31 protein-coding genes and 1 riboswitch are annotated in these 26,767 nt (G+C 64.4%); of the genes, 17 read left to right on the forward strand and 14 right to left on the reverse strand.

Features of this window, described 5'->3' with window-relative positions:
* Positions 1-30: 30 nt before the first annotated feature.
* Positions 31-348 carry a helix-turn-helix transcriptional regulator gene (locus tag GGD66_RS36275; RefSeq protein WP_018316642.1) on the reverse strand — a complete coding sequence of 106 codons (318 nt, stop codon included), beginning with the start codon at positions 346-348 and terminating at the stop codon, positions 31-33.
* Between the two features lie 93 nt (positions 349-441).
* Here GGD66_RS36275 and GGD66_RS36280 point away from each other — a divergent pair, with 93 nt between their 5' ends.
* From GGD66_RS36280 to GGD66_RS36290, 3 genes are read left to right on the forward strand one after another with little or no spacing between them, the layout of a single operon-like run.
* Positions 442-870, forward strand: a complete 429-nt coding sequence (locus GGD66_RS36280) for a YeeE/YedE family protein (protein ID WP_183261476.1) — start codon at positions 442-444, stop codon at positions 868-870.
* Between the two features lie 5 nt (positions 871-875).
* Entirely contained in the window at positions 876-1,343 is a 468-nt protein-coding gene (locus GGD66_RS36285) for a DUF6691 family protein (RefSeq protein ID WP_183230093.1), read from the forward strand.
* A gap of 23 nt (positions 1,344-1,366) precedes the next feature.
* Positions 1,367-1,723 (forward strand): carboxymuconolactone decarboxylase family protein, encoded by a 357-nt coding sequence (locus GGD66_RS36290; protein WP_092258973.1) that lies wholly within the window; start codon positions 1,367-1,369, stop codon positions 1,721-1,723.
* 76 nt (positions 1,724-1,799) lie between these two features.
* Here GGD66_RS36290 and GGD66_RS36295 read toward each other — a convergent pair whose 3' ends face one another.
* Complete coding sequence (locus tag GGD66_RS36295) at positions 1,800-2,126, reverse strand: hypothetical protein (RefSeq protein WP_018316638.1); 327 nt, start codon at positions 2,124-2,126, stop codon at positions 1,800-1,802.
* Positions 2,127-2,239: 113 nt separating this feature from the next.
* Entirely contained in the window at positions 2,240-2,644 is a 405-nt protein-coding gene (locus GGD66_RS36300) for a hypothetical protein (protein WP_026201706.1), read from the reverse strand.
* 164 nt (positions 2,645-2,808) lie between these two features.
* Here GGD66_RS36300 and GGD66_RS36305 point away from each other — a divergent pair, with 164 nt between their 5' ends.
* Both GGD66_RS36305 and GGD66_RS36310 read left to right on the forward strand, forming a co-directional pair.
* Entirely contained in the window at positions 2,809-3,033 is a 225-nt protein-coding gene (locus tag GGD66_RS36305) for a hypothetical protein (protein WP_018316637.1), read from the forward strand.
* A 13-nt stretch (positions 3,034-3,046) separates the two neighbouring features.
* Positions 3,047-5,083 (forward strand): pyrroloquinoline quinone-dependent dehydrogenase, encoded by a 2,037-nt coding sequence (locus tag GGD66_RS36310; protein WP_246789155.1) that lies wholly within the window; start codon positions 3,047-3,049, stop codon positions 5,081-5,083.
* Between the two features lie 44 nt (positions 5,084-5,127).
* Here GGD66_RS36310 and GGD66_RS36315 read toward each other — a convergent pair whose 3' ends face one another.
* On the reverse strand, positions 5,128-5,370 hold the full coding sequence (locus GGD66_RS36315; RefSeq protein WP_183261478.1) for a PilZ domain-containing protein: 243 nt from the start codon (positions 5,368-5,370) through the stop codon (positions 5,128-5,130).
* A 182-nt stretch (positions 5,371-5,552) separates the two neighbouring features.
* On the opposite strand from GGD66_RS36315, the gene GGD66_RS36320 reads away from it, so the two are divergent.
* Positions 5,553-5,846 (forward strand): HdeA family protein, encoded by a 294-nt coding sequence (locus GGD66_RS36320; RefSeq protein WP_026201704.1) that lies wholly within the window; start codon positions 5,553-5,555, stop codon positions 5,844-5,846.
* A gap of 133 nt (positions 5,847-5,979) precedes the next feature.
* Here the strand turns inward: GGD66_RS36320 and GGD66_RS36325 are convergent, their stop codons facing one another.
* Entirely contained in the window at positions 5,980-6,444 is a 465-nt protein-coding gene (locus tag GGD66_RS36325; RefSeq protein WP_183261480.1) for a PaaI family thioesterase, read from the reverse strand.
* A gap of 376 nt (positions 6,445-6,820) precedes the next feature.
* Here GGD66_RS36325 and GGD66_RS36330 point away from each other — a divergent pair, with 376 nt between their 5' ends.
* Together GGD66_RS36330 and GGD66_RS36335 are read left to right on the forward strand one after the other, a co-directional pair.
* Positions 6,821-7,117: a hypothetical protein gene (locus tag GGD66_RS36330; RefSeq protein ID WP_018316631.1), complete on the forward strand. Its 297-nt coding sequence runs from the start codon at positions 6,821-6,823 to the stop codon at positions 7,115-7,117.
* A 124-nt stretch (positions 7,118-7,241) separates the two neighbouring features.
* Complete coding sequence (locus tag GGD66_RS36335; protein ID WP_183261482.1) at positions 7,242-7,496, forward strand: hypothetical protein; 255 nt, start codon at positions 7,242-7,244, stop codon at positions 7,494-7,496.
* A 9-nt stretch (positions 7,497-7,505) separates the two neighbouring features.
* On the opposite strand, the gene GGD66_RS36340 is transcribed toward GGD66_RS36335, so the two are convergent.
* Both GGD66_RS36340 and GGD66_RS36345 read right to left on the reverse strand, forming a co-directional pair.
* A complete protein-coding gene (locus GGD66_RS36340; protein ID WP_018316629.1) occupies positions 7,506-7,739 on the reverse strand; it encodes a DUF6894 family protein in 234 nt (77 codons plus the stop codon).
* 153 nt (positions 7,740-7,892) lie between these two features.
* Positions 7,893-8,090, reverse strand: a complete 198-nt coding sequence (locus tag GGD66_RS36345) for a hypothetical protein (RefSeq protein ID WP_026201702.1) — start codon at positions 8,088-8,090, stop codon at positions 7,893-7,895.
* A 357-nt stretch (positions 8,091-8,447) separates the two neighbouring features.
* On the opposite strand from GGD66_RS36345, the gene GGD66_RS36350 reads away from it, so the two are divergent.
* The gene (locus tag GGD66_RS36350) at positions 8,448-8,705 is read left to right on the forward strand and encodes a DUF2798 domain-containing protein (RefSeq protein ID WP_179734448.1); all 258 of its coding nucleotides are present in this window, start codon (positions 8,448-8,450) and stop codon (positions 8,703-8,705) included.
* Between the two features lie 663 nt (positions 8,706-9,368).
* On the opposite strand, the gene GGD66_RS36355 is transcribed toward GGD66_RS36350, so the two are convergent.
* Both GGD66_RS36355 and GGD66_RS36360 read right to left on the reverse strand, forming a co-directional pair.
* Entirely contained in the window at positions 9,369-9,536 is a 168-nt protein-coding gene (locus tag GGD66_RS36355) for a hypothetical protein (protein WP_018316626.1), read from the reverse strand.
* Between the two features lie 155 nt (positions 9,537-9,691).
* Positions 9,692-9,892: a hypothetical protein gene (locus GGD66_RS36360; protein ID WP_183261484.1), complete on the reverse strand. Its 201-nt coding sequence runs from the start codon at positions 9,890-9,892 to the stop codon at positions 9,692-9,694.
* Positions 9,893-10,192: 300 nt separating this feature from the next.
* Between GGD66_RS36360 and recA the strand changes: the two genes are divergently transcribed.
* The 5 genes from recA to GGD66_RS36380 all read left to right on the forward strand — a co-directional run bounded on the left by recA (position 10,193) and on the right by GGD66_RS36380 (position 14,413).
* Entirely contained in the window at positions 10,193-11,281 is a 1,089-nt protein-coding gene (recA, locus tag GGD66_RS36365; RefSeq protein ID WP_018316624.1) for a recombinase RecA, read from the forward strand.
* A gap of 107 nt (positions 11,282-11,388) precedes the next feature.
* A complete protein-coding gene (locus tag GGD66_RS36370; protein WP_183261486.1) occupies positions 11,389-12,375 on the forward strand; it encodes a hypothetical protein in 987 nt (328 codons plus the stop codon).
* A gap of 9 nt (positions 12,376-12,384) precedes the next feature.
* Entirely contained in the window at positions 12,385-13,383 is a 999-nt protein-coding gene (locus tag GGD66_RS36375) for a hypothetical protein (protein WP_183261488.1), read from the forward strand.
* A 56-nt stretch (positions 13,384-13,439) separates the two neighbouring features.
* On the forward strand, positions 13,440-13,751 hold the full coding sequence (locus GGD66_RS41780) for a hypothetical protein (protein WP_246789157.1): 312 nt from the start codon (positions 13,440-13,442) through the stop codon (positions 13,749-13,751).
* Positions 13,745-14,413, forward strand: a complete 669-nt coding sequence (locus tag GGD66_RS36380) for a hypothetical protein (RefSeq protein WP_246789159.1) — start codon at positions 13,745-13,747, stop codon at positions 14,411-14,413. Before GGD66_RS41780 ends, GGD66_RS36380 begins: the two co-directional genes overlap by 7 nt.
* Before the next feature lie 136 nt (positions 14,414-14,549).
* Here GGD66_RS36380 and gcvP read toward each other — a convergent pair whose 3' ends face one another.
* Genes gcvP through gcvT form a run of 3 tightly spaced genes read right to left on the reverse strand, consistent with a single transcriptional unit; the run spans position 14,550 to position 18,962 of the window.
* Entirely contained in the window at positions 14,550-17,417 is a 2,868-nt protein-coding gene (gene gcvP, locus GGD66_RS36385) for an aminomethyl-transferring glycine dehydrogenase (protein WP_183261490.1), read from the reverse strand.
* A 17-nt stretch (positions 17,418-17,434) separates the two neighbouring features.
* Complete coding sequence (gcvH, locus tag GGD66_RS36390) at positions 17,435-17,803, reverse strand: glycine cleavage system protein GcvH (protein ID WP_018316619.1); 369 nt, start codon at positions 17,801-17,803, stop codon at positions 17,435-17,437.
* Positions 17,804-17,813: 10 nt separating this feature from the next.
* Positions 17,814-18,962 (reverse strand): glycine cleavage system aminomethyltransferase GcvT, encoded by a 1,149-nt coding sequence (gcvT, locus tag GGD66_RS36395; protein WP_183261492.1) that lies wholly within the window; start codon positions 18,960-18,962, stop codon positions 17,814-17,816.
* Between the two features lie 144 nt (positions 18,963-19,106).
* A riboswitch (glycine riboswitch) is annotated at positions 19,107-19,197 on the reverse strand.
* Between the two features lie 233 nt (positions 19,198-19,430).
* Here gcvT and alaS point away from each other — a divergent pair.
* Entirely contained in the window at positions 19,431-22,112 is a 2,682-nt protein-coding gene (gene alaS / locus GGD66_RS36400; protein WP_026201699.1) for an alanine--tRNA ligase, read from the forward strand.
* 6 nt (positions 22,113-22,118) lie between these two features.
* Positions 22,119-23,345 carry a cyclic nucleotide-gated ion channel gene (locus GGD66_RS36405; protein ID WP_183261495.1) on the forward strand — a complete coding sequence of 409 codons (1,227 nt, stop codon included), beginning with the start codon at positions 22,119-22,121 and terminating at the stop codon, positions 23,343-23,345.
* Positions 23,346-23,349: 4 nt separating this feature from the next.
* Here the strand turns inward: GGD66_RS36405 and GGD66_RS36410 are convergent, their stop codons facing one another.
* Together GGD66_RS36410 and GGD66_RS36415 are read right to left on the reverse strand one after the other, a co-directional pair.
* Positions 23,350-23,850, reverse strand: coding sequence for a DUF3455 domain-containing protein (locus GGD66_RS36410; protein WP_183261497.1), 501 nt, complete (start codon positions 23,848-23,850; stop codon positions 23,350-23,352).
* Between the two features lie 96 nt (positions 23,851-23,946).
* A complete protein-coding gene (locus GGD66_RS36415; protein WP_018316614.1) occupies positions 23,947-25,161 on the reverse strand; it encodes an NADP-dependent isocitrate dehydrogenase in 1,215 nt (404 codons plus the stop codon).
* Between the two features lie 349 nt (positions 25,162-25,510).
* Here GGD66_RS36415 and GGD66_RS36420 point away from each other — a divergent pair, with 349 nt between their 5' ends.
* Positions 25,511-26,710, forward strand: coding sequence for a TrmJ/YjtD family RNA methyltransferase (locus GGD66_RS36420; protein ID WP_183261499.1), 1,200 nt, complete (start codon positions 25,511-25,513; stop codon positions 26,708-26,710).
* Positions 26,711-26,767: the final 57 nt, after the last annotated feature.

Consider the following 26,767-nt stretch of genomic DNA (forward strand, 5'->3'; position numbering starts at 1 on the left):
CCGCGCTCCCGCGTTTGCGCCGGCGAAGTCCTAGGGTGCGCAGAAGAGGCGGTACAGCGTCTCCAGCACCACGCGGACTTCCCGGCTCGCGATGCTGTAGTATATCGTCTGGCCGTCCCGTCTGGGTTTGACCAGGCTCAATGCGCGCATCTTGCCGAGATGCTGCGATAGCGCCGCCGAGGACAGGCCCGCGATCTCGGCGAGTTCGCCGACGGACTTTTCGCCCTCCAGCATGTTGCAGAGAACGAGCAGGCGCTTGGGATTGCCCATGGCGGTGAGGAGGCGGGAGGCCTCTTCGGCCTTCTCCTCCAGAGCGATCAATTCCTGATTGCGGGGCTTGCGATTCATGGTCGGCCTATATATTAGTATATTCGAAAATAAGAAACAACTGAAATAAGGTATTCGCCGCCCGTGAAGGGCGCTCTCGGTCCGGAGGGTCGAATGGTTGTAACGTCTTTCACGCCAATGGCTTCGCTTGTGGGCGGCGTGCTGATCGGCCTGTCCGCCGTTCTGCTGATGTGGGCGAAGGGACGGGTCGCCGGCGTCAGCGGCATCGCGGCACGGTTGTTTCCGCCCTATGAGGATGGCGAGTTCGCCGGTCGCCTCGCCTTCGTCGCCGGCCTTGTCGCCGCGCCCATGCTGGTGCGGCTCGTCACGGGAAGCCTGCCGTCGCAGACGATCGAGGCGGGAACGGCAATCCTGATTGTCGGCGGCCTGCTCACCGGCTTTGGCTCGGTGTGGGGCAGCGGCTGCACCTCCGGCCACGGCGTCTGCGGCCTGTCGCGGCTCTCCACGCGTTCGCTGGTCGCGACCGTGACCTTCATGGCAGCCGGCATGGCGACCGTCTTCCTGACGCGGCATTGGAGCTGACGCCGATGGCCATTCTCGTTCAATTCGTGATCGGCCTGATCTTCGGTCTCGGCCTCATCGTCTCCGGCATGTCCGACCCGGCGAAGGTTCTGAACTTCCTCGACGTCGGCGGCATTCCGGCGGGGACATGGGATGCGAGCCTTGCCTTCGTGATGGCCGGTGCGGTGGCGGTGACCTTCATCGGCTTCAATCGCGTCCTGCGGCGCGCCCGTCCGTTCTTTGCCGAACGATTTTTCCTCCCGACGCGAAACGATATCGATCCCAGAATCGTCGCAGGTCCGGCGATCTTCGGTATCGGCTGGGGATTGGCCGGCTTCTGTCCGGGGCCGGCGCTGACCGCGCTCGGGTTCGGGTCTTCTTCGGCCTTCATCTTCGTTGCGGCGATGTGCGCCGGCATGGTGCTCGCACGCTTTGCCGCCCACCTGCCGTCGCTGACGCGCTTGGTCGCGCCGGCCGATCCGCTCGAAACCTGAAGTCACTGCAGAGAGTAAAGATCATGGACAAGAACTACCCCGACATCGTCAGGCAAATCTCCGCCAACATGCGCAAGCTGCGGAGCGACATTCCCGAGACCATGAAGGGATTTTCCGCACTCGCCCAGGCTGCCACGCACGAGGGTGCACTGGACAAGAAGACGAAGGAGCTGATCGCGCTGGCGCTCGGTGTCGCCGCGCGTTGCGACGGCTGCATCGGCTTTCACACCGAAGCCCTCGTCAAGCTCGGCGCGACGCGTCAGGAGGTCGAGGAGACGCTCGGCATGGCCGTCTACATGGGCGGCGGACCGTCGCTGATGTACGCCGCCGATGCGATCGCGGCCTTTGAGCAGTTTCAGCAGCAATCGGTCGCCGCCTGACGCGGCGATCTGATGAATCACGTGACGGGACCGGGCGAGCTGTCTCGTCCGGTCCCGTCCGTGCTCGATGTATCAACTACCAGCGGTCGCCGACACCGACGCCCACGCTGACGCCGGGTGTCCGGATGCCGACGCCGGCACGCGGACCATCGTCCCAGTCGCGATAGGTGCGTCGCTCATAATAGCGATCGCGCGGCATGGTCGCGTAGGAGTCGCGCACGATCACGCGCGAGCCGCCGCGGGTGCGGTAGCAATTGCCGGCGTCGTCGCAGACAAGCCGGACTTCCTGAATGAGATCGGGGTTCGTGTATTCGCTGGTCGAATAGATGTCCGCCGCCTTGGCACCGGTTGCCGCGGCCAGCGCGCCGACACCCGCCAACAGCGCAATCGTAAATGTCTTCATCGTGTCCTCCACCGAAACTGCCCTCGGCGGTAACAAGAAGGGGAGGCGGCGATCGTTCCCGGTTGCGGTGCTGGTTTTTCCCGGAACCGGAGCTTTGTTACGCAGATTCGCTGCTAGATCGGCTCGTAGGTTTCCGTTCCGCAGATGTCCTCGGCTTCCGCCCGGCGGCGGTCGACCACTTTTCCGCCTGATATCGTCACGATGTAGGTCTGGGCGCCGAGCGAGGTGCCGGTGGCGGAGGTGAGCTGGGCCCGGACGCAGGCGGTCCAGCCCGGCCCGCGCACCTCGCGATGGGGCGCAGCGACGTGCACCTCGCGCGGATAGGAGGTGGCGAGGAAGACGACGTCGATCTGCTCGCGCACTACGCGCTTGACGTCGGGGGCGGGCTCAGGCGGCGGCTGCTCGGTTTCCTTCATGCGCATGAATTCCGGCACCGGCGCGCGGCTGTCGGCAAAGCCGCAGGCGCCGAGCGCGAGCGCGCCGGCGAGCAGCGCCGCATGTGCAATGATCCGTAACATCCGTGAAGGTCCCCTGCGGGCCAACAGATAGGCAGGAATGCGATCCGGCGAAGTCCCCGGCGATCAAGATTTGCTGAAGTCTCCAGGAAGTCCTGGAACTCGCGGCATTTCATATTCCGGAATTGCAGGCTAAGTTTGTACCCCAGACGAGGGGGGTTGCATCAATGAGGATTTTGGTCATCGCGGCTGCGGTCATGGCGCTGACGGTTGCATCGGCGCAGGCGCAGGGCCGGCGGCCACCCAATGAGGCAGCTAAACCGGCGGACAACAAGCCCAAGGTCGACGAGAAAGCCTACAAGGCCGCGCTTGAGCGCATTCCCGAGCCCAAGGACAAGTACGACCCGTGGGGCGGGGCCCGCCCGAGTGAACCCGCCAAGAAGCCGAAATAGGGCGAGGCGAGCGTTGCGGACCGGCCTGCGATTTCCGATCGGGCTCGTTGCGCTGCTGCTGATTGTCGTGCGGCCAAGCGCGGCCTGGGAGAGTTGGGGCGGCGATGCCGGCGGCTCGCGCTTCTCGCCACTGCAACAGATCACGCCCGACAATGTCGGCAATCTGGTTCGGGCCTTCGAATTCCGCACCGGCGATCTCGCGGTGCGCCCGCCGCAGGTGATGCGGCGAACCAAATTCCAGGCAACGCCGCTGTTCGTCGAGGACAGCCTGATCTTCTGCTCGCCCTTCAACGAGGTGATTGCGCTCGATCCCGGCTCGGGCGCGCAGAAATGGCGTTACGATCCGAAGATCGCGACCAATCAGCGTCCCGCCAATCGTTACGTCTGCCGCGGCGTCACCCACTGGACCGACGATGAGGCGCCCGCGAATGCCGCCTGTCGATCGCGCATCTTCATGGGCACGAACGACGTCCGCCTGATCGCGCTCGATGCGAAGACGGGAATTCCCTGTGCCGGTTTCGGCAATGGTGGCGAGGTGAAGCTTGATATCGGTATTGCCTTGGAATGGCCCGGCGAGTTCCAGATCACCTCGCCGCCCGCCGTTGGCCGGGGTGTCGTCGTGGTCGGCTCCTCGATCTCCGACAACCGACGCGTCGATGCGCCGAGCGGCGTCATACGCGCGTTCGATGCGCGCACCGGCCGGGCGCGCTGGAGCTTCGAGCCGCTCAAGCGTGACGGCATCGAAGCCGGGCACGCCAATGTCTGGGCGCCGATGTCGGTCGACACGGCGCGCGGCCTGGTGTTCCTGCCGACGTCTTCGCCGTCGCCGGATTTCTGGGGCGGCAAGCGGCCGGGCAACAACGAGCATGCCAATTCTGTGGTCGCACTGCGCATCGAGACCGGTGAGCTCGCATGGGCATTCCAGACGGTGCACCACGACGTCTGGGATTACGATCTGGCGGCGCAGCCGACGCTTGCGCGCCTCGATGCGGGAGACGGCCAGCGCGACGTCGTGATCCAGCCGACCAAGCAAGGTTTTGTCTTCGTGCTCGACCGCGACAGCGGCAAGCCGGTCTGGCCGGTGGAAGAACGCGCGGTGCCGCAGGGCGGCGCGGAAGGGGAAACGTTGTCGCCGACGCAGCCGTTTCCGACGCATGTGCCGGCGCTGACATCACAGGCGATCTCGACCGACGACGCGCTCTCGCTGTTGCCGGAACTGCGCCCCTCGTCCTGCGAGCGCCTGTTTACGGAGGCGCGCAACGAGGGTCTGTTCACGCCGCCTTCCGTGCGGGGCACGCTGGAATTTCCCTTCACCGGCGGCGGCGTGAACTGGGGCAGCGCGGCCTTCGATCCGGTCCGGCAGATTCTCTACGCCAACACCGGGCGCGCCGTTCATCTCATCAGGCTGATCCCGCGCACGGAGGCTGCCGGATTCAATCCGCCGCCGGGGCATGATTTCGGCCAGCAGCGCGGCGCGCCGTTTGCGATGTCGCGCGCGGTGGCGATGTCGCCGCTCGGTCTGCTCTGCAACAAGCCGCCCTGGGGCGAGATGGTTGCGGTCGATCTGAAGGCCGGCAAGATCCTCTGGCGTTCGACCGTCGGGACCACCGAAGACCTGGCACCACTTGGCGCGCCGCTGCCCTGGGGTGCGCCTCTCGTCAACGGAGTGGCGGTCACGGCAGGCGGCCTCGTCTTCACCGGCGCGATGGATGCTTATCTGCGCGCCTTCGATGCGCGAAGCGGCAAGGAGCTGTGGCAGGGACGGCTGCCGGTGCCCGGCGTCGCCAATCCCATGACCTATCTGTGGAAGGGCGAGCAATATGTCGCGATCGGCGCCGGCGGTCACTCCGAAGTCGGCACCTCGATCGGCGACAGCGTGGTCGCGTTCCGCCTGGCGCGGCCGGGCGAGGCGCCGACATTGTGGTCGCGCACCATCGATCGTCCCGGTGGACGATTTTTCGGAGCATCCGCGGCGATCGGAATCGCAATCGCCGCGCTCGTGATCGCAAGCCTGCGCTGGCGTCGCCGTCGTCGTATCACGCAATCATAATCGTGTTGTGGATGCGATGCGAACGTTCGTTCACATCGCGCGCGCTATTGCACGAAGGCGAGGCCGACGCGCTTGTCACTGCGCCAAACTGTGCGACAATTCCGCACGAAATCGTCGCGCGCGATCGATAGCGTGAACGATTGCGGCAATGTGACGGGGGTGTCGAGGTCGATCGCCGCGCCGCCCGCCGACATGTTTCGCACGGTGCAGGAGATGCCGCTGCTTTCGAAGGTGATCGTTCCACCCTTGAAAACACGGTGCCGCTGCGCTGCACGCTTCTCGATCATCCGCGTTGGTCCAACATGATGATTGTGAAGTAATGCATAGAAATTACGTTGAACTAAACTCAATACTGGCGCTACTTGCACAGCGCTTCAGACTTCGTTTACGACGTTGACGCGGAGAATCTCTCCGCCGACTTTCCCCACACGCACTTCTTTTATGGCGCTACGCGCCGATGGAGATACTGATGAAGACCACGCTTTCGATTTTGCTCGCCGCCGCGTTCTCGCTGTCGTCGATGCCCGCCCACGCCGTCAAGTGGGACCTTTCGACCATGAGCTGCAAGCAGTTCCTCGAGAGCGGCGAAGACAACATCCAGGTCGTGCTGACCTGGATGGACGGCTGGTACAAGGGCGACGAGGACAACGCGATCATCGACACTGACGTGTTCATCGAGAACGCCAAGAAGTTCGGTGCCTATTGCGGAAAGAATCCGACCGCCAGCATTGTCACCGCGGCCGACGAAGTGCTCGGAAAATAATCTCGACAAGTCATGAAGCGTGCGGACCGAAGCGAGGATGCAATCGCGCTTCGGTCTTTTGCTTCGACACGATCGTGATGGAGAGCCGCGGTGCGCTTTGCGCCCACGCGGCTCTCTTCTTTTGAGATGCTGCTCAGCCCGGCAGCATCGCGAACGCGCTCGATACCATCGCGATCGGTTTGTTGTCGGTCGCCGAGAGCAGCGTGACGCGGCCAAAGCTCATGGTGCGCCCGAGCCGCACCACGCGCGCGTCCGCCAGCACGTCCGTTGAGGAGACCGCGCGCATGAAATGCGTGGTCTGGTCGACCGTGGTCATGGGGCGGTAGCCGCGATTGGCCGCGAGGTTCGCGATCACCATCGCGGTGTCGGCGAGCGCCATCAGGGCCTGGCCGCAGACCATGCCGCCGTTCCGGCACAAGCGCTCCGAAAACGGCATGCGCAGGAGTGCGCCCGGCTGCCAGTCCGGCGCATCCGCCGGCTGCACGTGCTCGAGGCGCTCGACCGCGAGATCGAGATCCTGGACCCAGGGCGCGATAATCTCGCCGAGGATGCGTCTGGCGTCGGAGAGGCCGAATTCGGTGTCTGGCTGCATTTGCATTGCTGGCGCGCTCTCCTGTATTGCCGGATGTTTCGGCCCATTGTGCGCGCATCGGCGCGGCAAAGTCACCCGGTCTGGGGCCGGTCCCATCGGCTTGAAAATGCCTGACTTGGCCCGATATGATGGCTTGCTCGGGGTATGGGTGGATGATGTTGCGTCGGTGTGTCCTCCTCTTTTGTATGGCCGCGCTCGGCCTCGCGCTGAGCGGGTGCACCAAATGCGGTCCGATCTGGGACGACTGGCTGCATGCGCCGAAATCGTGCAGATCGGATCGGCTCTAGGGGGCCCCGGACGGCCTCGGCGGTCGCGACCGGGCGCGACAAGGATGACCAGGCACGGGCGAACCGTGCCTCCATGGATGATCAAGGAGTAGACGATGAAGCTTTTCCGTTTGGCCGCGGTGCTGGCCGTGCTGGCGGGACCTGCCTATGCGCAAATGCCCAATCTGAATTTGCTGCAGGACGCCCCGAGCAAGACCCCCGAGGAAAAGGCCGCGGAAGCCGAGCGTGACAAGGCCTATAAGGAAACGCTGAAGAAGATCCCGGATTCCAAGACGTCCAACGATCCCTGGGGCGGCATGCGCTCCGATCCGCCGAAGCAGCCGGCGGCGCCGAAGGCCTCGGCTGCAACCAGCGCGCCGAAGAAGTCCAAGAGCGGCACCGCCGCCAACTGACGAGCGGCGCCAGCTGACCCCCCAGCTCCATCCGGGGGCGGCACAACGCCTTCGGGAGGGGACTCCTCTTCGTCCGGCCCACGCCCTACATTTGGCTGGAGCGTAGCGCGTAGAGGAGGAGGACATGGCCGACCGTCCGCGGGATCTCGCCGAGCGGATGGCGCGCCGGCGCAAGATCGCCGGCAAGCCGGGCCAAGTGGTCGGCGACGGCTATCTGCGCGAGACCTTCACGCTGCCGCGCGCGGCGGCACGGGAAAGGGCGCAGGCCTTCTTCGCCCGCTACCCCAAGGCCGGCTATATGAGCGCGGTCGAGACTTGGCGCGAGCTGCCCGGCGGCGACATCGAATTCACCATGCGGCGGCTGCCCAGCGCGGATTGAAGCTGCTTGCTAGTCGAGGGTTTCGGCGACGATGCGGATCCGGAACACGGGCTCCTTGGCCTCGTCCAGCAGCTCCATGTGCCATTCGGAATTCTCCTGGAGCTTGCGGGCAATGCCGGCGGTCATGTCGGCGCAGACATTGGTCATCTCTTTCCAGGCCGAATCGCGATCGGCGAATTCCGTCGCCTGGTCCGCGCAGCCCGAATAACGGCCATTCCGGATTCGAAAGAAATACAATGGCATGGCTGGCACCGATCGCGCGCGTGATGGCCTTGCCCCCAGGGCCATGAGCGCGCGCAGTCCAATCCCAAACCACCGTCAGATCAATTCCGGGCGGCTACGGATGATGTTCCGCCGCCAGCCGCGGCGGCACAAGGCGCCATCCGACGCCGACCTTCATCCGGCCGGTTCAGTCGGCCCGGCCGATCGCTTCAGCTCCCGATCGATGCGCAGCTGCACGCGCCGGATCGCCAACAGATCGATTTTCGTCTCGGTCTTGCCGGTCTTGACCTGCTCGCCGATGCGGAACTGCCATTGCCAGATTCCGGGAATCGCCGTCTTGGCGACAGTGAATTCGATGCCCCTGTGATTCATGGTGACCTCCCCACGATTCACTCTCCATGTCTGCAAACATGTTGGGCGTCCCAATATTCCGGAGACAAGCAAATTCTGTCGGTAAGCCCCGGATAGTTCGGGGATATCTCGAAAGCGCGCGTGCGCCGAAACAAGCGGAGCCGGCTTTCGAAAGACGCCGGGCCGTGAGACAGTAAGGCTGTCGCATACCCGTGGTTCTCCGACCATGAACAAAGTTCCTGGGCTGCACCCGGCTGCGCCGGTACGCCGATCGGACGGGGCCGCAGGGGCCCCGCCGAGGATCACTGATTTCCCTGCAAGCGGCGGCATATGCCTTGCTTGGTCTGAACGACGGCAAGAAACAACATGGGCCCGGTCATGCTCGGCATTCCCCGCCGCTACAGTCATTTCGTCTTCGGAATCATCCAGTCCGGACTGACCTCGCTGATCGCGGCGGGGATCGCCAGCTTGCCCGCCGGCAGCGCGATGAGCTTCGTCGGGCACTGGATGGTGTCGTGGCTGATCGCCTGGGCCGCGATGCTGCCGATCGTTCTGCTGGCTGCGCCCGCGATCCGCACTTTCTCGCTGCTCCTGACCCAGGAGGAGAGAGATCCGCGAACCGCCCGGCAGGGATGAAAAAGCCCCGCCTGGGGAGAGCCAGACGGGGCAAAAAGTTATTGGAGGCTGAGGTGCTGGGCTGCAACACCATAGCCACATCATTCTAGCCGGCTGCGCTTACGGCAGCCTGACAGGCGGCGGATTTCCGGGCCGAGCCTCGAGGCCGCAGACTGGCCCCGCACCGGTCCCAATTTCGACATCCGTTCGCACAACTGCGGACACACCGGTCGGCAAGATTCCACATCGTTCGGCGCAGCCATGGGGGAAACGTGGCACGCCGACCACGGGGTGGCATCATGGATAACGTAGAGCGGTCATTCGCCGCCGCGACAGCGGCTGGCTTCGTGGTGCTGGTGATCGGCCTCGTGCTGCTGGCGCTGCTTTAAAACAGGCGCGCGAGCGGCAGCCTTTCCCCGGATGACGGGTTACGGGGCGTACCGCATTCTCAAAACTGGAAAAACAACCCCATGCACAGTAGGCGACATGGAAATTCGTTTGTTCTTTCAGTGACTTATGGGTAGTATTTGGTACCGTCCTTGCGCGCGATGCGCCTTGTGAGCAGCTCAAATCGACTCAAGCTGCGCTGCCGAAACCTTGCGGTGATCGGACGACTGCTTCGCCGCCGCCAGCCACATCGCCAGCGCGCCCTTGTCAGCTTCCGAAGCCGGCCCCGCGCCGTGTTTAGTGGATCTTGATTTCGTTCAGGGGAAGGTGGAGCTCGGCGGCGCGCTCTTGGCGGTCCTTCTTGCGGAACTCGTTTTCCGCGCGCTCGAACTTCATCAGCTCCTCCTGCGCCGCCTCCAGCAGGGGATTGCGCCTGATCGTGTCGCGGTTCGTGTTGTCCGTCATGACTGAGATCCCCAAAGTTGCGGTCCCATCCTGGAGAAGGCCCAAGACCGCGAAAAGGTTCGGTGCCGCAGGATTACGGAATTCTGACGGCGGCCGGGCCATGCGTCTTTGATGCGCGTCAGCTTCGGCCGGGGAATGACGTTGCGGCAGCCCTGTTATTTCGGCGGTTGCAGCCCGGGGGATATGATCCAGTCGTGCAGATGATTGGCGACATCGGCCTGGCGGGCCTTCTTGAACAGGGCGTCCCGCTCGGGCCCGGGCGGAAGCCTGGAGGCCTGCTCCTCGACCTGCTTCACCCAGGCGGAGAGTCGATCTTGAAGCGTCAGCTGCTGCTTGAAACGTCGCCGCTTGAGCATGGCGCGCTCCTTTCCGCGCGAGGAAGGCGGGAGCGCAATCGGGCGTTCTCATCACCGATAGTGGCCGCGGTTCGTGCGGTGATGGCCCATTGAGGACCAGTAACGGGAGCCGCGTCTGTCCAGTTGTGTGCACAACGCGAATGAGGAGGGGGACTTGGGGATGCTCACGGACAAACCTCCAAATCCGCAAAAGAACATATTGCGAACCTAGAACAAATGGGGTACGTTGCTTTTATCGCCGAGCCGCCTCGCCAATCGTTTGTCCCTCACGCGAATCCTCGCCATAAGGAGCACGACCCAATGTCCGCCACTGCCCTGCGTATCGTCGAAGGATCTTCCATGGACAAGAGTAAAGCTCTGGCCGCCGCGCTCTCTCAGATCGAGCGCCAGTTCGGCAAGGGCTCGGTGATGAAGCTCGGCAAGAACGACCGGTCGATGGACATCGAGGCGGTGTCGTCAGGCTCGCTCGGGCTCGATATCGCGCTCGGCATCGGCGGCCTGCCCAAGGGGCGCATCGTCGAGATCTACGGGCCGGAATCCTCAGGTAAAACCACGCTGGCGCTGCACACGGTGGCGGAAGCGCAGAAGAAGGGCGGGATCTGCGCCTTCATCGACGCCGAGCATGCGCTCGATCCGGTCTATGCCCGCAAGCTCGGCGTCAACATCGACGAACTCCTGATCTCGCAGCCCGACACCGGCGAGCAGGCGCTGGAAATCTGCGACACGCTGGTGCGCTCGGGTGCGGTGGACGTGCTGGTGGTTGATTCGGTCGCCGCGCTGGTGCCGAAGGCCGAGCTCGAAGGCGAGATGGGTGATGCGCTTCCGGGTCTGCAGGCGCGCCTGATGAGCCAGGCGCTGCGCAAGCTGACGGCGTCGATCAACAAGTCCAATACCATGGTGATCTTCATCAACCAGATCCGCATGAAGATCGGTGTGATGTACGGCTCGCCCGAAACCACGACCGGCGGCAACGCGCTGAAGTTCTACGCCTCCGTCCGCCTCGACATCCGCCGCATCGGCGCGATCAAGGAGCGCGACGAAGTGGTCGGCAACACCACGCGCGTGAAGGTGGTGAAGAACAAGCTGGCGCCGCCCTTCAAGCAGGTCGAGTTCGACATCATGTACGGCGAGGGCGTCTCCAAGATGGGTGAGATCCTCGATCTCGGCGTCAAGGCCGGCATCGTCGAGAAGTCAGGCGCCTGGTTCTCCTATGACAGCCAGCGCCTCGGTCAGGGCCGCGAGAACTCGAAAGCCTTCCTGAAGGCCAACCCCGACATCACCGCCAAGATCGAGACCTCGATCCGCCAGAACTCCGGTCTGATCTCCGAGCAGATTCTGGCCGGTACGCCCGAGAGCGACGCCGACGGCGAGGAGCCGGCAGACGAGTAAGACGAACCGCGAAAGCTTTTCGCGAGGAGCGGGCGCTGAAGACGTTGAGTTGCCGACGTCGTCAGCGCCCGTTTCGTTTTGCGTTGTCGTGATCGGGTGGTGGTGTGATGAAGCGTCTGATCCTGACCAGTGCGGCCGGCGCCGATCTCGCCAAATCGAAGCTGGCCGAGATCGTCGTTCTGTTCTTTTTTCGCTTCACGTGGGGGCCGTTGCCTTCGTCCGACTATTTCGCAGCCTATTTCGGGGCGCAGTCAGGGACGCTCAGGCCGGGCGATCATTGGTCGGATTGGGGTACAAAATGGCCCTCCAAGTTCAAGGAACTCAGGAAGCTACCCTTTGCCGATTTTTGCGAGCGCTATGACGAGATCGAACTTTGGTTCGATCCGAGCCCAGACGATCAACTGCAGCTGATCTGGCTGCTCGACTATCTTGCCTCATACCCTGAGCTGCTGAAAAAACTCAGGTTGCGTCTGCTTGCATCCGATCTCTTCGATCTGAGAGACCGAGTTTCCGAAGCGTCCGCGTCGCATATTCCTATGGTGGATGTTCAGGCCCGTGAACTTAGCACTGCCAGAATGGCCTGGCAGGCCTATCGCACGCCGACGCCCGAGGCCTGCGCCAACCTACTTTGGAGCGATCTGAGCGCCTTGTTGATGTTGCGACCAGCATTGCAAGAGCTGTTGGCAGAGCTACCGTCATCCTCGACGGGTCTTGGTGCGACCGAGATGCGATTCCTGGAGCTGCTTTCCAGAGGATTTGCAAACACGAACGCCCTGTTTCATCTGCGCTCGCAGCGGCGCACGTACGTGTTCAGCGAATTTGATTTGGGTTCGCTGTTGGAGGGGCTCGCGCTTGGCCCCAGGCCCGCCGTAGCCGGTTTGGGCGATGAACTGCGTACAATCGACCACGGCAATCTAAGGGCTCGGCATGAGGTCTATCTCCGCAGCCGATTGTCGTTGACCGAGTTCGGGAAGGCTGTCCTGGCCCATCAGGAGGATTTCAGCCGATACAATCCGATCGACCGCTGGTGGGGCGGCACGCATCTGACCAATGATAAGCTATGGCGCTACGGCGCAGTCCTGACGAAACCCTGAGGATCCCGCATGACGCGGCTCATCGTGACGACCGATTCGTCCGCCGCCGGCGCGATACAAGGCGCCGGCCTTGGCGATCTCGTCCTTGCGATCGAGCGCCGGCTTGTCTTGGGGCCGCTGCCGTCTGATGCGGAACACCGGGCATTCTTCTCCCCGCGAACGACCCAAGCGCTCGGCCTGCACTGGCTGGACCACACCCCGGCCTGGCGTCTGGAAGGGTCTGGGGTGAGGGGGCGCGGACTGGTCGACCTGTTGTCCGAATGCGACACGGCCGAACTGTGGATGGGATCAGAGCCAAATGCACAGTTAATTCTGCTTTGGTTGCTCGATCATTGCAGCACCGAGAAAGCGGCAGTTTCCAAGCTCTCGATACGTCACCTGGACTTTGCCGTGGGTGATGTCGCGCCGGAGCAACTTGTGAAGCTGAATCCGCCAATAGGAAAACTTGCGGAAGATCACCTTGAACTGGCCGGTCGCGCATGGTGCGCTTATTGCGGACCCACGCCGCAGGCCTGGTTCAACCTGCTTGAAGCGGACTTGAGTCCGCTTCCGCAGCTCGAGCATTGCGTTGTTGACCTGCTCGAAGAGCTTCCAAACGTGACCAGCGGCCTCGGGACCACGGAGACACGGATGCTGCAACTCATCGCGCCGGGCGAAGTGCAGCCCTTTCACGTCTTCCCGGGACATCAGAAACCCAACGACCGGCGCGTGTACGATTACTGGGAGGTCGGCGCGCTGCTCGATGGACTCGCGCGATGTCCAGTGCCGGCCGTAGCCGGGCTGGAGGAGGGGCCATTCACGCTCGACATGCATGACGATGCTCGCCGTTTCGCGCAATACAAGCAGTCCCTAATGTCGCTCACCGATTTCGGGATGGCGGTGCTGACGGGAGAAGAGGACTTTCGGCGCCATAATCCGTTTCGCCGCTGGTGGGGTGGCACACTTCTCACCAGCGAACGGCTTTGGCGATGGGACGCCGAGCACCGCGCGTTGATCGCACCTGACTAAGGGCGCGCATGGCTCTCAGCGTTCCTGTACGCGAATCAATTTTTTAAGAGGCGACCGTGTCTCATTTGATCTTATCCACGAACCACCTTGACGAAGACGTGCTTGCCCCGTCGCGCCTCGCGAATGTCGTGGTTGGATTCAATCTACGCTTCGTGTGGAGGAAATTGCCTCCCGAGGAACAACTATTGCTTGGGCTGGAGCGCCGATCGGCGAAGCACGGCAATCCTGGCGATCATTGGCTCGATGAGGCTTGTCGCGGCTCGCTGGAGGGGTTCGGAACGCGTGATATCGGTTTCTTCGAGCTGTGTGCGAAGTTCGACTCAATTGAAATCGGGTCGACCCTCGACCAAACGATCAGCTTGTGCTGATCTGGCTGCTGGACCTGCTTCGCCCCTACAAGGAGATTACGACGAAGCTCAGTCTGGTGCACACAGATGATCATGTTGCGGACTATGCTCCGGAATCTGTCGCAAAATGGAAGCTGCCGGCCTTCAAGGTGACCGAAAACCATTTGGCCTTGGCACGCCGCGCCTGGCAAGCCTATCGGGCTGAAACGCCAAAGCCCTGCTTCGATCTTCTGATGACGGATCTGACGGCCCTGCCGAGACTTCGGCCGGCGCTCATCGCGTTGCTCGAAGAGCTTCCGGACAGTGTGACGGGCCTGGGTGCCAGCGAAATGGATATTCTGGAGTTTGTGAACGATGGGCACACCGACCCGAGGATCGTCGAGGGAGCGAGGTGGCTTCGCAATGTGTTTGACGAAAACGACGCGTTTGATGCCTTGCTCGAACTGGGGGCGCACCCGGCCCCGCCGATCCTGCTGGGCGATCCGGCATTCGACAATGAGGATCGCTATTTCGGCAGGAGCGAGTGGAAGGTCACGCTCACTGAACTCGGGCGTTCAATTTTTGCGCGCGAGGATGATATGTGGCGCCACAACCGGATTTATCGCTGGTGGGGCGGGACCGAACTCACCAACGAACGGCTCTGGCGCTGGGATCGTGAAAGCCGGTTGTTGATTGCGCCATAGCGGCGCATCCGGTGCCGTAGGGTGGAAAAAGGCGCGCAAGCGCCGTGCCCACCATTTTCAACAAGCAAGAGGTGGTGGGCACGCTGACGCTTTGCCCACCCTACGAGAGCTCCGCCGACGAGACCTCCGTCGTGGCTTACTCCGCAGCTTGCGCGTAATCGCTCACGGGCGGGCAGGAGCATACGAGGTTGCGGTCGCCGTAAACGTTGTCGACACGGCCGACGGGGCTCCAATATTTGTCGGTGCGAGAGGTGCCCGCGGGGAAGCAGCCTTCGGCGCGGGTGTAGGCGCGCTTCCAATCGTCGTCCGCGATGTCGTGCACGGTGTGCGGGGCGTGGCGCAGCGGCGAGGCCTCGATCTTGAAGCGGCCGGCCTCGACCTCGGCGATTTCTTTCCGGATCGCGATCATGGCGTCGCAGAAGCGGTCCAGCTCGGCCTTGGATTCCGACTCGGTCGGCTCGATCATCAGCGTGCCCGGCACCGGGAAGCTCATGGTCGGGGCATGGAAGCCGTAGTCGATCAGGCGTTTTGCGATGTCGTCGACGGTGACGCCGGACGTCGTCTTCAGCGGACGGGGATCGACGATGCACTCATGCGCGACGCGGCCCTTGGCGTTCTTGTAGAGCACCGGGAAGTGCGGATCGAGGCGCGCTGCGATGTAATTGGCGTTGAGGATCGCGATCTCGGTCGCGCGCTTCAGGCCTTCGCCGCCCATCATCAGGATGTAGATGTAGGAGATGGTGAGGATCGAGGCCGAGCCGAACGGCGCCGCCGAGACCGGGCCGACCGGGGCATCCGCCTGCGTTGCCGGATGACCGGGCAGGAACGGGGCGAGGTGCGCCTTGACCCCGATCGGGCCCATGCCGGGGCCGCCGCCACCGTGCGGGATGCAGAAGGTCTTGTGCAGATTGAGATGGCTGACATCGGCGCCGTAATCGCCGGGCCTGCTAAGGCCGACCTGCGCGTTGAGGTTGGCGCCGTCGAGATACACCTGGCCGCCATGGCCATGCACGATGTCGCAGATCTCGCGGATGTGCTCCTCGAACACGCCGTGCGTCGAGGGATAGGTGATCATGACCGCAGCGAGATCATTGGAATGCTTCTCGGCCTTGGCGCGGAGATCATTGACGTCGACGTCGCCGTTTGTCTCACAGGCGACCACCACCACGTCCATGCCGACCATCGCGGCCGAGGCCGGGTTGGTGCCGTGGGCGGAGGAGGGAATCAGGCAGATCTTGCGATGGCTCTCGCCGCGCGCGGCGTGATAGCCGCGGATGGCAAGAAGTCCGGCATATTCGCCCTGCGCGCCGGAATTCGGCTGCAGCGAGATCGCGTCATAGCCGGTGATGTCGCACAGCCACTTTTCCAGCCGCGCGAACAGCGCGTGATAGCCTGCCGCCTGCTCTCGCGGCACGAATGGATGCAGCGAGCCGAACTCCGGCCAGGTCAGGGGCATCATCTCGGTGGTCGCGTTCAGCTTCATGGTGCAGGATCCCAGCGGGATCATGGCGCGATCGAGCGCGAGGTCGCGATCGCTGAGCTTGCGCATGTAGCGCAGCATCTCGGTTTCCGAGCGATGGGCGTGGAACACCGGATGCGTCAGGAACGGAGTGCCGCGCTTCAGCGCTTCCGACAGCGCCTCGCGCGTGGTGGCGTCGATCTCGGCGTACGACAGCGTGCCGCCGAACGCGCGCCAGACCGCTTCCACCGTTGCCGGCGTTGTGGTCTCGTCGAGCGCGATGCGCAAGCTGGTGTCGCCGACGCCGAGATTGATCTTCTCGGCCGCCGCGCGCGCGACGATCTCGGCGCGCTTGGCGCCGGCATCGACGCTCAGGGTGTCGAAGAAGCTGTCAGACTGCGGCGCAAAGCCGAGCTTGCGCAGGCCGCTCGCGAGCACGGCGGCGCGGCGATGCACATTGCGGGCGATCTGCGTCAGCCCTTCGGGCCCGTGATAGACCGCATACATCGAGGCGATCACGGCCAGCAGCACCTGCGCGGTGCAGATGTTGGATGTCGCCTTCTCGCGGCGGATGTGCTGCTCGCGGGTCTGCAGCGCGAGGCGGTAGGCCGGTGCCCCGCGCGAATCCACGGAGAGGCCGACGATGCGGCCGGGCAGCGAGCGCTTCAGCGCATCGCGCACTGCCATGTAGGCCGCGTGCGGTCCGCCATAACCCATCGGCACGCCAAAGCGCTGGGCCGAGCCGATCGCGATGTCGGCGCCGAGCTCGCCGGGCGAGGCGAGCAGCGTCAGGGCCAGCAGGTCGGCGGCAACGATCGCGAGCGCACCCTTGGCCTTCAGTGTTGCGATCGCGGGCCGGAGGTCGCGCACCGCGCCGGAAGACCCCGGATATTGCAGCAGCGCGCCGAGCACGTCGGCCTGGTCGAGATCGGTGAGGGGATCGCCGACGACGAGAGTCCATCCGAGCGGCTCGGCGCGGGTGCGCATCACGGCCAGCGTTTGCGGATGCACGTCCTTGTCGACGAAGAACGCTTGCGCTTTCACCTGCGAGTGACGCTCGGCGAGCGCCATGGCTTCGGCGGCCGCGGTGGCTTCATCGAGCAGCGAGGCGTTGGCGACGTCGAGCCCGGTGAGGTCGCAGATCATGGTCTGGAAGTTGAGCAGTGCTTCCAGCCGGCCCTGGCTGATCTCGGGCTGGTAGGGCGTGTAGGCCGTGTACCAGGCCGGATTTTCCAGGATGTTGCGCTGGATCACCGCGGGCAGGATCGTGCCGGAATAGCCTTGGCCGATCAGCGAGGTGAAGACCTGGTTCTGCCGTGCGAGCTCGCCCATATGCGCGATCGCCTCGGTCTCGCTGAGCGGCTTGCCGAGGTCGAGCGGGGCGGCCTGCCGGATCGAGGCCGGCAGCGTCTCCGCCATCAGCGCGTCCACACTCTTGGCGCTGACGGTTTCGAGCATGGCGGTGACATCGCGCGCCGACGGGCCGATGTGGCGGCGAACGAAACTGGCGGCGGTGTCGCCGTTGGTCTTGCGGTGCGCGGTCATCGCTTGCTCCATCGTCCTTAAGCCGTGTGCGCCTTGTAGGCGGCTTCATCCATGAGGCCGCCGAGTTCGCTTCTGTCGGCCATCTTGATCTTGAAGAACCACGCCTTGCCTTGCGCGTCCGAGTTCACCAGCGCCGGCTCGGCCGCGAGCTCGGCGTTGGTCTCGAGCACTTCGCCTGTCACGGGCGCGTACACGTCGGAGGCCGCCTTGACGGATTCGACCACGGCGGCGGCTTCCGCCTTCTTCAGCGTGCGGCCGACCTTGGGCAATTCGACGAACACGACGTCACCGAGCTGCTGCTGGGCGTAGTCGGTGATGCCGACGGTGGCGACGTCGCCCTCGATGGCGAGCCATTCATGGTCGGAGGTGTACAGCGTCGTGGTCATTCTCGAATCCTCAGCGTTTGTAGGTGTTCTTGACGAAGGGCATGGCCGCGACAGCGACCGGCAGACGCTGGCCGCGCACCTCGGCGAAGAGTTGTGTGCCGAGCGCGCTTTGGCTCGTGGGCACGTAGCCCATCGCGACCGGCGCATTCAGGCTTGGGCCGAAACCGCCCGATGTGACTTGTCCGATCGGCTCGCCGCCCGCGTCATTCGCAAACAGCAGCGCGCCCTCGCGCACCGGCGCGCGTCCCTGGGCGAGCAGGCCGACGCGGCGGCGGGCCGCGCCGTTGTCGAAATGGGCGAGGATTTTTTCGGCACCGGGAAAGCCGCCGGCGCGCACGCCGCCGCTGCGGCGGCTCTTCTGCACCGACCATTCCAGCGCGGCCTCGACCGGCGTGGTCACGGTGTCGATGTCGTGGCCGTAGAGGCAGAGCCCGGCTTCCAGCCGCAGGCTGTCGCGGGCCCCCAGGCCGATCGGCAGCACGTCGGGGTTTTCGAGCAATGTTTTGGCGAGACGTTCAGCGTCGGCTGCGGGAACCGAAATTTCAAAACCGTCCTCGCCGGTGTAGCCGGAGCGCGAGACGAAGCAGTCGAGGCCGGCCACCTTGCGCGGGCCGGAATCCATGAACTTCATGGCGGGCGCCTCTGCACACAATTTCGCCAGCGCCGCCTCGGCCTTCGGCCCCTGCAGCGCGATCAGCGCACGATCTGCGAGGGAATCGATGACGCAATCTTCAGAGAGATTCGCGCGCAGATGCGCCTCATCAGCGTCCTTGCAGGCGGCGTTGACGACCAGGAAGAGGTGATCGCCGAAATTGGCGACCATCAGGTCGTCGAGAATCCCGCCGTCTTCATTGGTGAACTGGGCGTAGCGCTGCCGTCCCGGCGCGATCGCCACGATATCCTGCGGCACCAGCCGTTCCAGCGCGCGGGCGGCGTCCTCGACCCTGCCGGATTTCGGTCGGAGCGCGATCTGGCCCATATGGGAGACGTCGAACAGGCCGGCGGAGGCCCGGGTATGGAGGTGCTCCTTCAGCACGCCCGCAGGGTATTGCACGGGCATGTCATAGCCCGCGAACGGCACCATCTTGCCGCCGAGGGAGACATGAAGCCCATGAAGGGGCGTACGTTTCAGGGAATCTTGGTCGTCGCGCGCTAGCATCACAGGGGCCCTCGGCGGTTCCCCCGGGACGATTCCCTGAGGACACCAGTCGAAGCCCCATCTGTCGCTGTGCCTGAGAGTATTATCCCGTCGGCGGGAGCCATCCGGGTCTAAACCCGTCGGCGCCTCTTTCCAGATGCTGTCAAAGCCACGCGGTCCTTTTGCCTGAGAGTTTCCGGGGCGGTTGCTCCTTCGGCGCCGGCTGCCTAAAGCCGGTCTCTCCCGACGTGGCCGTACGATACAGATGGGTACAGACCACAGCGGGGCCAAGCCTGTCAACGCGTCCGCTTGCCCTATCAACGGGATTGCAGCGGGGATTGAGCGGCTGCGGCAACCCTCTGATCTCCTTGCACAGTTTCTGGACAGCGAAGCTGGCCTTGTCTAAAAGCGCTGTGGCCCGCAGATATCAGCCTAAATGTCAGGTTTGGATGGCCTATAGCGGGTCCAAGCACACCCGATTGGATGAACATGAGCGGCGTCAACGAGATCAGGTCGACCTTTTTGAACTTCTTTGCCGAGAACGGCCACGAGATCGTGTCGTCCTCGCCATTGGTGCCGCGCAACGATCCGACGTTGATGTTCACCAATGCCGGCATGGTGCAGTTCAAGAACGTTTTTACCGGCGTCGAGAAGCGTCCTTACCAGCGCGCCACCACGTCGCAGAAATGCGTGCGCGCCGGCGGCAAGCACAACGACCTCGACAATGTCGGCTACACCGCGCGCCATCTCACCTTCTTCGAGATGCTCGGCAACTTCTCGTTCGGCGACTACTTCAAGGAGCGCGCGATCGAGCTCGCCTGGAAGCTGATCACCAAGGATTTCGGGCTCAACAAGGACAAGCTGCTCGTCACCGTCTACCACACCGACGACGAGGCGCACGGGCTCTGGAAGAAGATCGCCGGGTTCTCCGACGACCGCATCATCCGCATTCCGACCTCCGACAATTTCTGGGCAATGGGGGACACCGGTCCGTGCGGCCCGTGCTCGGAGATCTTCATCGACCGTGGCGATCACATCTGGGGCGGCCCTCCGGGCTCCCCGGAGGAGGACGGCGACCGCTTCCTCGAATTCTGGAATCTCGTGTTCATGCAATATGAGCAGGTGACGAAAGAGGAGCGCGTGGATCTGCCGCGTCCCTCGATCGACACCGGCATGGGCCTCGAGCGCATGGCCTGCATCATGCAGGGCGTCGACAGCGTGTTCGAGACCGACCTGTTCCGTCATTTGATAGATGCGACATCGTCCGCGCTCGGCAGTGGGCCGAATGAGCAGACCGTCGCCTCGTTCCGCGTCATCGCCGACCATTTGCGTTCCTCGGCCTTCCTGGTCGCGGACGGCGTGCTGCCCTCGAACGAGGGCCGCGGCTATGTGCTGCGCCGGATCATGCGCCGCGCGATGCGCCATGCGCAGCTGCTGGGTGCGAAAGAGCCGCTGATGCATCGGCTGGTCTGGGCGCTGGTCCGCGAGATGGGCCAGGCCTATCCCGACCTGATGCGCGCGGAGAATTTGATCGAGGAAACGCTGCGGCTGGAAGAGACCCGCTTCCGCAAGACGCTGTCGCGCGGCCTTGCCATCCTCGACGAGAAGAGCGCGTCCTTGAAAAAGGGCGACATGTTCGACGGCGACGTCGCCTTCACGCTGTACGACACCTACGGCTTCCCGCTCGACCTGACGCAGGACGCGCTGAAGTCGCGGGGCATCGGCGTGGATCAAGCTGCGTTCACCGACGCAATGGAGCGCCAGAAGGCCAAGGCGCGCGAGTCCTGGAAGGGGTCCGGGGAAGCTGCGTCCGAGGCGATCTGGTTCCCGCTGCGCGAAAAGCTCGGCGCCACCGAATTCCTCGGCTACGAGACCGAGAGCGCCGAAGGCGTGGTGTCGGCGCTGGTGAAGGACGGTGCAGAGGTCGCCAGCCTGAAGGCCGGCGACACCGGTGCGATCGTGCTGAACCAGACGCCGTTCTACGCGGAATCAGGCGGCCAGGTCGGCGACACCGGCGTGCTCACGGGCGAGGGCGGCATCAAGTTCCGCGTCACCGACACGCAGAAGAAGCTCGGCGATTTCTTCGTGCATGTCGGCAACGTGGAGAGCGGCGAGCTGAAGCTCGGCACCGCGCTGCAGCTTGAGGTCGATCATTCCAGGCGCTCCTCGATCCGGGCGCATCATTCGGCAACCCATCTCATCCACGAGGCGCTGCGCCAGGTGCTCGGCGACCACATCGCCCAGCGCGGCTCGATGGTCGCGCCGGATCGCCTGCGCTTCGACTTCGTGCATCCGAAGCCGATCACGGCAGAGGAGCTGGCCCGCGTCGAGGACATCGCCAACGACGTGGTGCTGGAGAACGACGAGGTTACCACGCGTGTGATGGGCGTTGATGAGGCCCGCGAAGCCGGCGCGCGCGCGCTGTTCGGCGAGAAATACGGCGACGAGGTTCGCGTCGTCTCGATGGGCCGGACCGCGCGCGAGCGCGGCGCCAACGCGCTCGGCTGGTCGGTCGAGCTCTGCGGCGGCACGCACGTCAAGCGCACCGGCGACATCGGCCTGATCACGCTCACCGGCGAGAGCGCGGTTGCTTCGGGCGTGCGCCGCATCGAGGCGCTGACCGGCAATTATGCGCGCAGGCACGCCAACGAGACCATGGCGCTGGCCAAGACAGCGGCGAACGAGCTGCGCACCTCGCTCGACGACGTTCCGGCGCGCATCACCGCGCTGATGGAGGAGCGCAAGAAGCTCGAGCGCGAGCTCTCCGACGCCCGCAAGAAGCTGGCGATGGGCGGCGGCGCTTCGGCCGGCAGCAATGGCGCAGCTTCAGGCGTGCGCGAAATCGGCAACGTCAAGCTGATGGCGCGCGCGGTCGAGGGCATCGAGATGAAGGATCTCAAGAGCCTCGCCGACGACGGCAAGAAGCAGATCGGCTCCGGCGTGGTCGCCATCGTCGGCGTCACCGAGGACGGCAAGGCCGGCATCGTGGTCGGCGTCACCGCGGATCTCACTGCGCGCTTCAACGCGGTCAACCTCGTGCGCGTTGCCTCCGAGGCGCTCGGCGGCAAGGGCGGCGGTGGCCGGCCCGACATGGCCCAGGCCGGCGGCCCTGACGGGGCCAAGGCGACCGAGGCGCTGGCGGCGATCGAAAAAGCAATGGCAGGCGCGTAAACGGCCATGCGCCCCGGTCTGCGAGGGCGTGGACTTCGCGATCCCAATTTGAGGGATCGCCTCTACGAATTGCTGGAGCACGATCCGCTGGCTTATTCAGCCGGATCGCGCTTCATCCAGCTCATCATCGGCGTCATCGTGCTCAATGTGGCCGCGATGATCCTCGCCTCGGTGCCGGAGCTGGACGCCCAGTTCGGCACGGTGTTCTCGGCCATCACCGTCCTGTCCGTGATCGTGTTCGCGCTGGAATATCTGGCGCGGCTGTGGACCGTGGCGGGCCACACCCAGCGCAAGGGCTCCGCGCTGTCCGACCGGCTGGGCTACGCCTTCTCCGCGCTCGGCATCATCGACCTCATGGCGTTCCTGCCCGCTTCTATCGTGCTCGCCACCGGCCGGCACGCGACGCTGGCGGCGCTCGGGGTGCTGCCGTTCTTCAAGCTGATCCGCTATTCGCCGGCGATGCGCTCGTTGCTCGCCGCCGTGCATGCCGAGCGTCGCGCGCTGATCGGCTGCATCGTCATCCTGATCGGCGCGGTCCTGACCTTCGCCTCGCTGCTCTACGCCATCGAGCGCGACGTGCAGCCGGACAAACTCGGCACCATCCCGCAGGCGATGTGGTGGGCGATCGTGACGCTCGGCACCGTCGGCTATGGCGATGTCGTGCCGGTGACGCCGCTCGGCAAGCTGGTCTCCACCTTCGCCATCATCTCAGGCTTCGCCATGATCGCGCTGCCGGTCGCGATCATCTCCACCGCCTTTGCCGAAGAGGTGAAGCGGCGCGATTTCGTCGTCACCTGGGGCATGCTGGCGCGGGTGCCGCTGTTCTCGCATCTGTCTGCCGCGGAGATCGCCGACATCATGCGGCTGTTGCGCGCGCGCACCATCGAGCAGGGCGAGATATTGGTCCGCCGTGGCGATGTAGCCTCGTCGATGTATTTCATCACCGCCGGCGAGGTCGAGATCACGCTGCCGAGCCAGCATGTGCACCTCACGGACGGCACCTTCTTTGGCGAGATCGCGCTGCTGCATAAAACAAAACGCAGCGGCACGGTGACGGCGACGCGCAAGACGCGCCTTTTGGTGCTCGACGCCCAGGATTTTCACGCTTTGATCGAACGGATGCCGACGCTCGCCGACCACGTCCACACCACGGCCAAGGCGCGACTCGCCGACAGCGGCGATCTCGCGCTGGCGGAATTGGCGCAGGCGGAGAAAGACGGGACCGACCGCTGAGCGGTCAGCCTTTCTTCAGGAAAACATACTCGGCCGAGTAGGGTGCGCTCCTGAACTCGCCGGCCTTATCGCACGCGGTGTCGAGCTTGCCGCCATGGGTGTTGATGCGCTGGACGGTCGTGACCGGCGTCAGTACACCGCTGCCGCGGCGGGCGGTCACTTCCAGCTTCAGCCAGGGGATATCGGCGGCCGTTGCGCCCGGTGCGTTGCCCGCGGCCTTGGCGGTCACCGCGCTGCCGTCGGCGAGCTCCCAGTTCGGGCCGGCATAGTGCCGGCCGATCGTCTTGCCATCCGAGAGAAGCGTCGCGACCGGTTCGCGGAAGCTCCATGCGAGCTTGCCGTCGGTGCCGGCCTTGCACTCATAGACCTGCGCGCCCTCGGCGTGGACGCTAAGTACGACGCTCTCGCCAGGCGCGGCGATGGCGTCGGGGAGCGGCTCGGCAGCCCCGGCCGGTCCGATCAGGGCCGCGAGCAGCATGGTGGGGCCGGCAAGCTTGATGAACATGGTGGCATCTCCGCGCGAGGTCTCAAAAAGAAACGGGCCGCGCGGTTGCGCGGCCCGTGATGATGTCTGACCCAGTCGGGCGAAATTGCGGTCGGCTCAGGCCGCCAACTCTTTCGTGAGGTTCTCCGCGACCTTGTCGAGGAAGCCGGTGGTCGAGAGCCAGCGCTGGTCGGCGCCGACCAGGAGCGCGAGGTCCTTGGTCATGTAGCCGGCCTCGACGGTGTCGACGCAGACCTTCTCCAGCGTGTTGGCGAACTTGGCGAGCTCGGCATTGTTGTCGAGCTTGGCACGGTGGGCGAGGCCACGGGTCCAGGCGAAGATCGACGCGATCGAGTTGGTCGAGGTCTCCTTGCCCTTCTGGTGTTCGCGGTAGTGGCGGGTCACCGTGCCGTGGGCGGCTTCGGCTTCCACGGTCTTGCCGTCGGGGGTGAGCAGCACCGAGGTCATCAGGCCGAGCGAGCCGTAGCCCTGCGCGACCGTGTCGGACTGCACGTCGCCGTCGTAGTTCTTGCAGGCCCAGACATAGCCGCCGGACCATTTCAGGGCCGAGGCCACCATGTCGTCGATCAGGCGGTGCTCGTAGGTCAGGCCCTTGGCGTCGAACTCCTTCTTGAACTCGCGGTCGAAGATGTCCTGGAAGATGTCCTTGAAGCGGCCGTCATAGACCTTCAGAATCGTGTTCTTGGTCGAGAGGTAGACCGGATAGTTGCGCAGCAGGCCGTAATTGAACGAGGCGCGGGCGAAGTCGATGATGGAGTCGTCGAGATTGTACATCTCCATGGCGACGCCGGCGCCGGGCGCCTTGAACACTTCCTTCTCGATCACGGTGCCGTCCTCGCCGACGAACTTCATCGACAGGGTGCCCTTGCCCGGGAACTTGATGTCTGTGGCGCGGTACTGGTCGCCATAGGCGTGGCGGCCGATGATGATCGGCTTGCTCCAGCCGGGAACCAGGCGCGGCACGTTCTTGCAGATGATCGGCTCGCGGAAGATGCAGCCGCCGAGGATGTTGCGGATGGTGCCGTTCGGCGACTTCCACATCTGCTTGAGGTTGAACTCCTTCACCCGGGCTTCATCCGGGGTGATGGTGGCGCACTTGACGCCGACGCCGACCTTCTTGATGGCTTCGGCGGCGTCGATGGTGACCTGATCGTTGGTGTGGTCGCGGTACTCCATGCCCAGGTCGAAATACATCAGCTCGACATCCAGGAACGGGTTGATCAGCTTGTCCTTGATGTACTGCCAGATGATCCGGGTCATCTCGTCGCCATCGAGCTCGACGACGGGATTGGATACCTTGATTTTTGCCATGATCGGGGAAGCCTCTTGGGAACGGCGCTTTTGGCGCGCCACGGGAATATCCGCCGCCTCTTAGCACCCAGACGCGGCGGGCGAAAGCCAAGGGATTATGCACTTTTAGCTCATCCAGCTTCCCCAGACGTGGGGGCAGGGCCGCCCTGCCGCAGGGCCGGATCCGAGGATCCAGTGGAGATTCAAAAGTCGATTCCAACCCGTTATTTCCCTTGAGAATTTCGTCAGGACAGGCAAACGAGGCGGACAGCGCCGGCCGGCCCAGGGACGACTTGGGAAAGGCTGGCTTGAATCAATTCCTGAGAGTGCCCTGGCAAGGCCTTGAGACGAAGAGTGAAAGCGAAACGAGATGTCGGGGACTGACAAGAGCAAGGCGGGTTTGTCCCTCGACGGTCCCATCGTGATCCTGGTCGAGCCGCAGCTCGGGGAAAACATCGGCATGGCCGCGCGCGCCATGGGCAATTTTGCGCTCGGCGCCTTGCGCATCGTCAACCCCAGGGACGGCTGGCCCAACATCGCCGCCCAGCGCGCCGCCGCCGGCGCCGACCACATTCTGGAAAAGGTCGAATTGTTCGGCACGGTCGAAGACGCCGTCGCCGACCTCGACCTGCTGTTCGCCACCACGGCTCGCCCCCACGACCAGGCCAAGCCAGTGGTGGGGCCGGAGGCAGCCGCCAGCGAGATCGCGGGTCACGTCGCGACCGGCGGCAAGGCCGGTATCCTGTTCGGCCGCGAGCGCTGGGGCCTGACCAACGAGGAGGTCGGCCTCTCCAACCGCATCATCACATTTCCGGTCAACCCGGGCTTCGCCTCGCTCAACCTCGCCCAGGCCGTGCTGCTGGTCGGCTATGAATGGTTCAAGCTGATGACCTCGGGCGAGCTGCCGCACGCCATGCCGGAGCGCTCCGAGCGCGCCTCGCAGCACCAGATGCAGGCCTTCTTCGACAACCTCATCCGCGAGCTCGACAAGGTGGAATTTTTGCGCCCGGCCGAGAAGCGCGACACCATGCTGGTGAACCTGCGCAACATCTTTAGCCGCATGGAGCCGACCAAGCAGGACATGCACACCCTGCACGGGGTGATCATGGCGATCGCCGAGGGACGCAAGGGCCCGGCCAAGGGCGGCGTGCTCGATGGCGAGCAGGCGACGCGCCTGCGCGCGCTCTTGGCCGAGCACGGGCAGGGCGGCGGCGTGCCCGACAGCGGCTCGACCGTGCGCGGCCTCGCCCGCCTGCTTCGCCGCAACCCGACCGATGCCGAGCGTCTGCTCTGGCAGGCTTTGACCCGCGACCGTCGCTTCGCCGGCCAGTTCAAGCGCCAGACCCCGGTCGGCCGCCACATCCCGGACTTCGTCTCCTTCCCGCATCGGATCGCGATCGAGCTGGTCAATCCGGGCGAGGGGGAAGCGATCGCAGCGGATCGCGCATCGCGGCGGGCCTGGCTCGAGGCGCGGGACTATCGGGTGCTGGAGATTCGCGCCGCGGATGTGGAGCGGGATCTCGAGGCGGAGCTGGCGCGGCTGCAGGGGATGATCGAGCAAGCGATGTAGGTGCCGTAAGGCATGGCTCTCGTAGGGTGGGCAAAGCGAGGCGTGCCCACCATCTCT

Origin of the sequence: Bradyrhizobium sp. CIR48, assembly GCF_014198315.1 — a bacterium.
GTDB lineage: Bacteria > Pseudomonadota > Alphaproteobacteria > Rhizobiales > Xanthobacteraceae > Bradyrhizobium.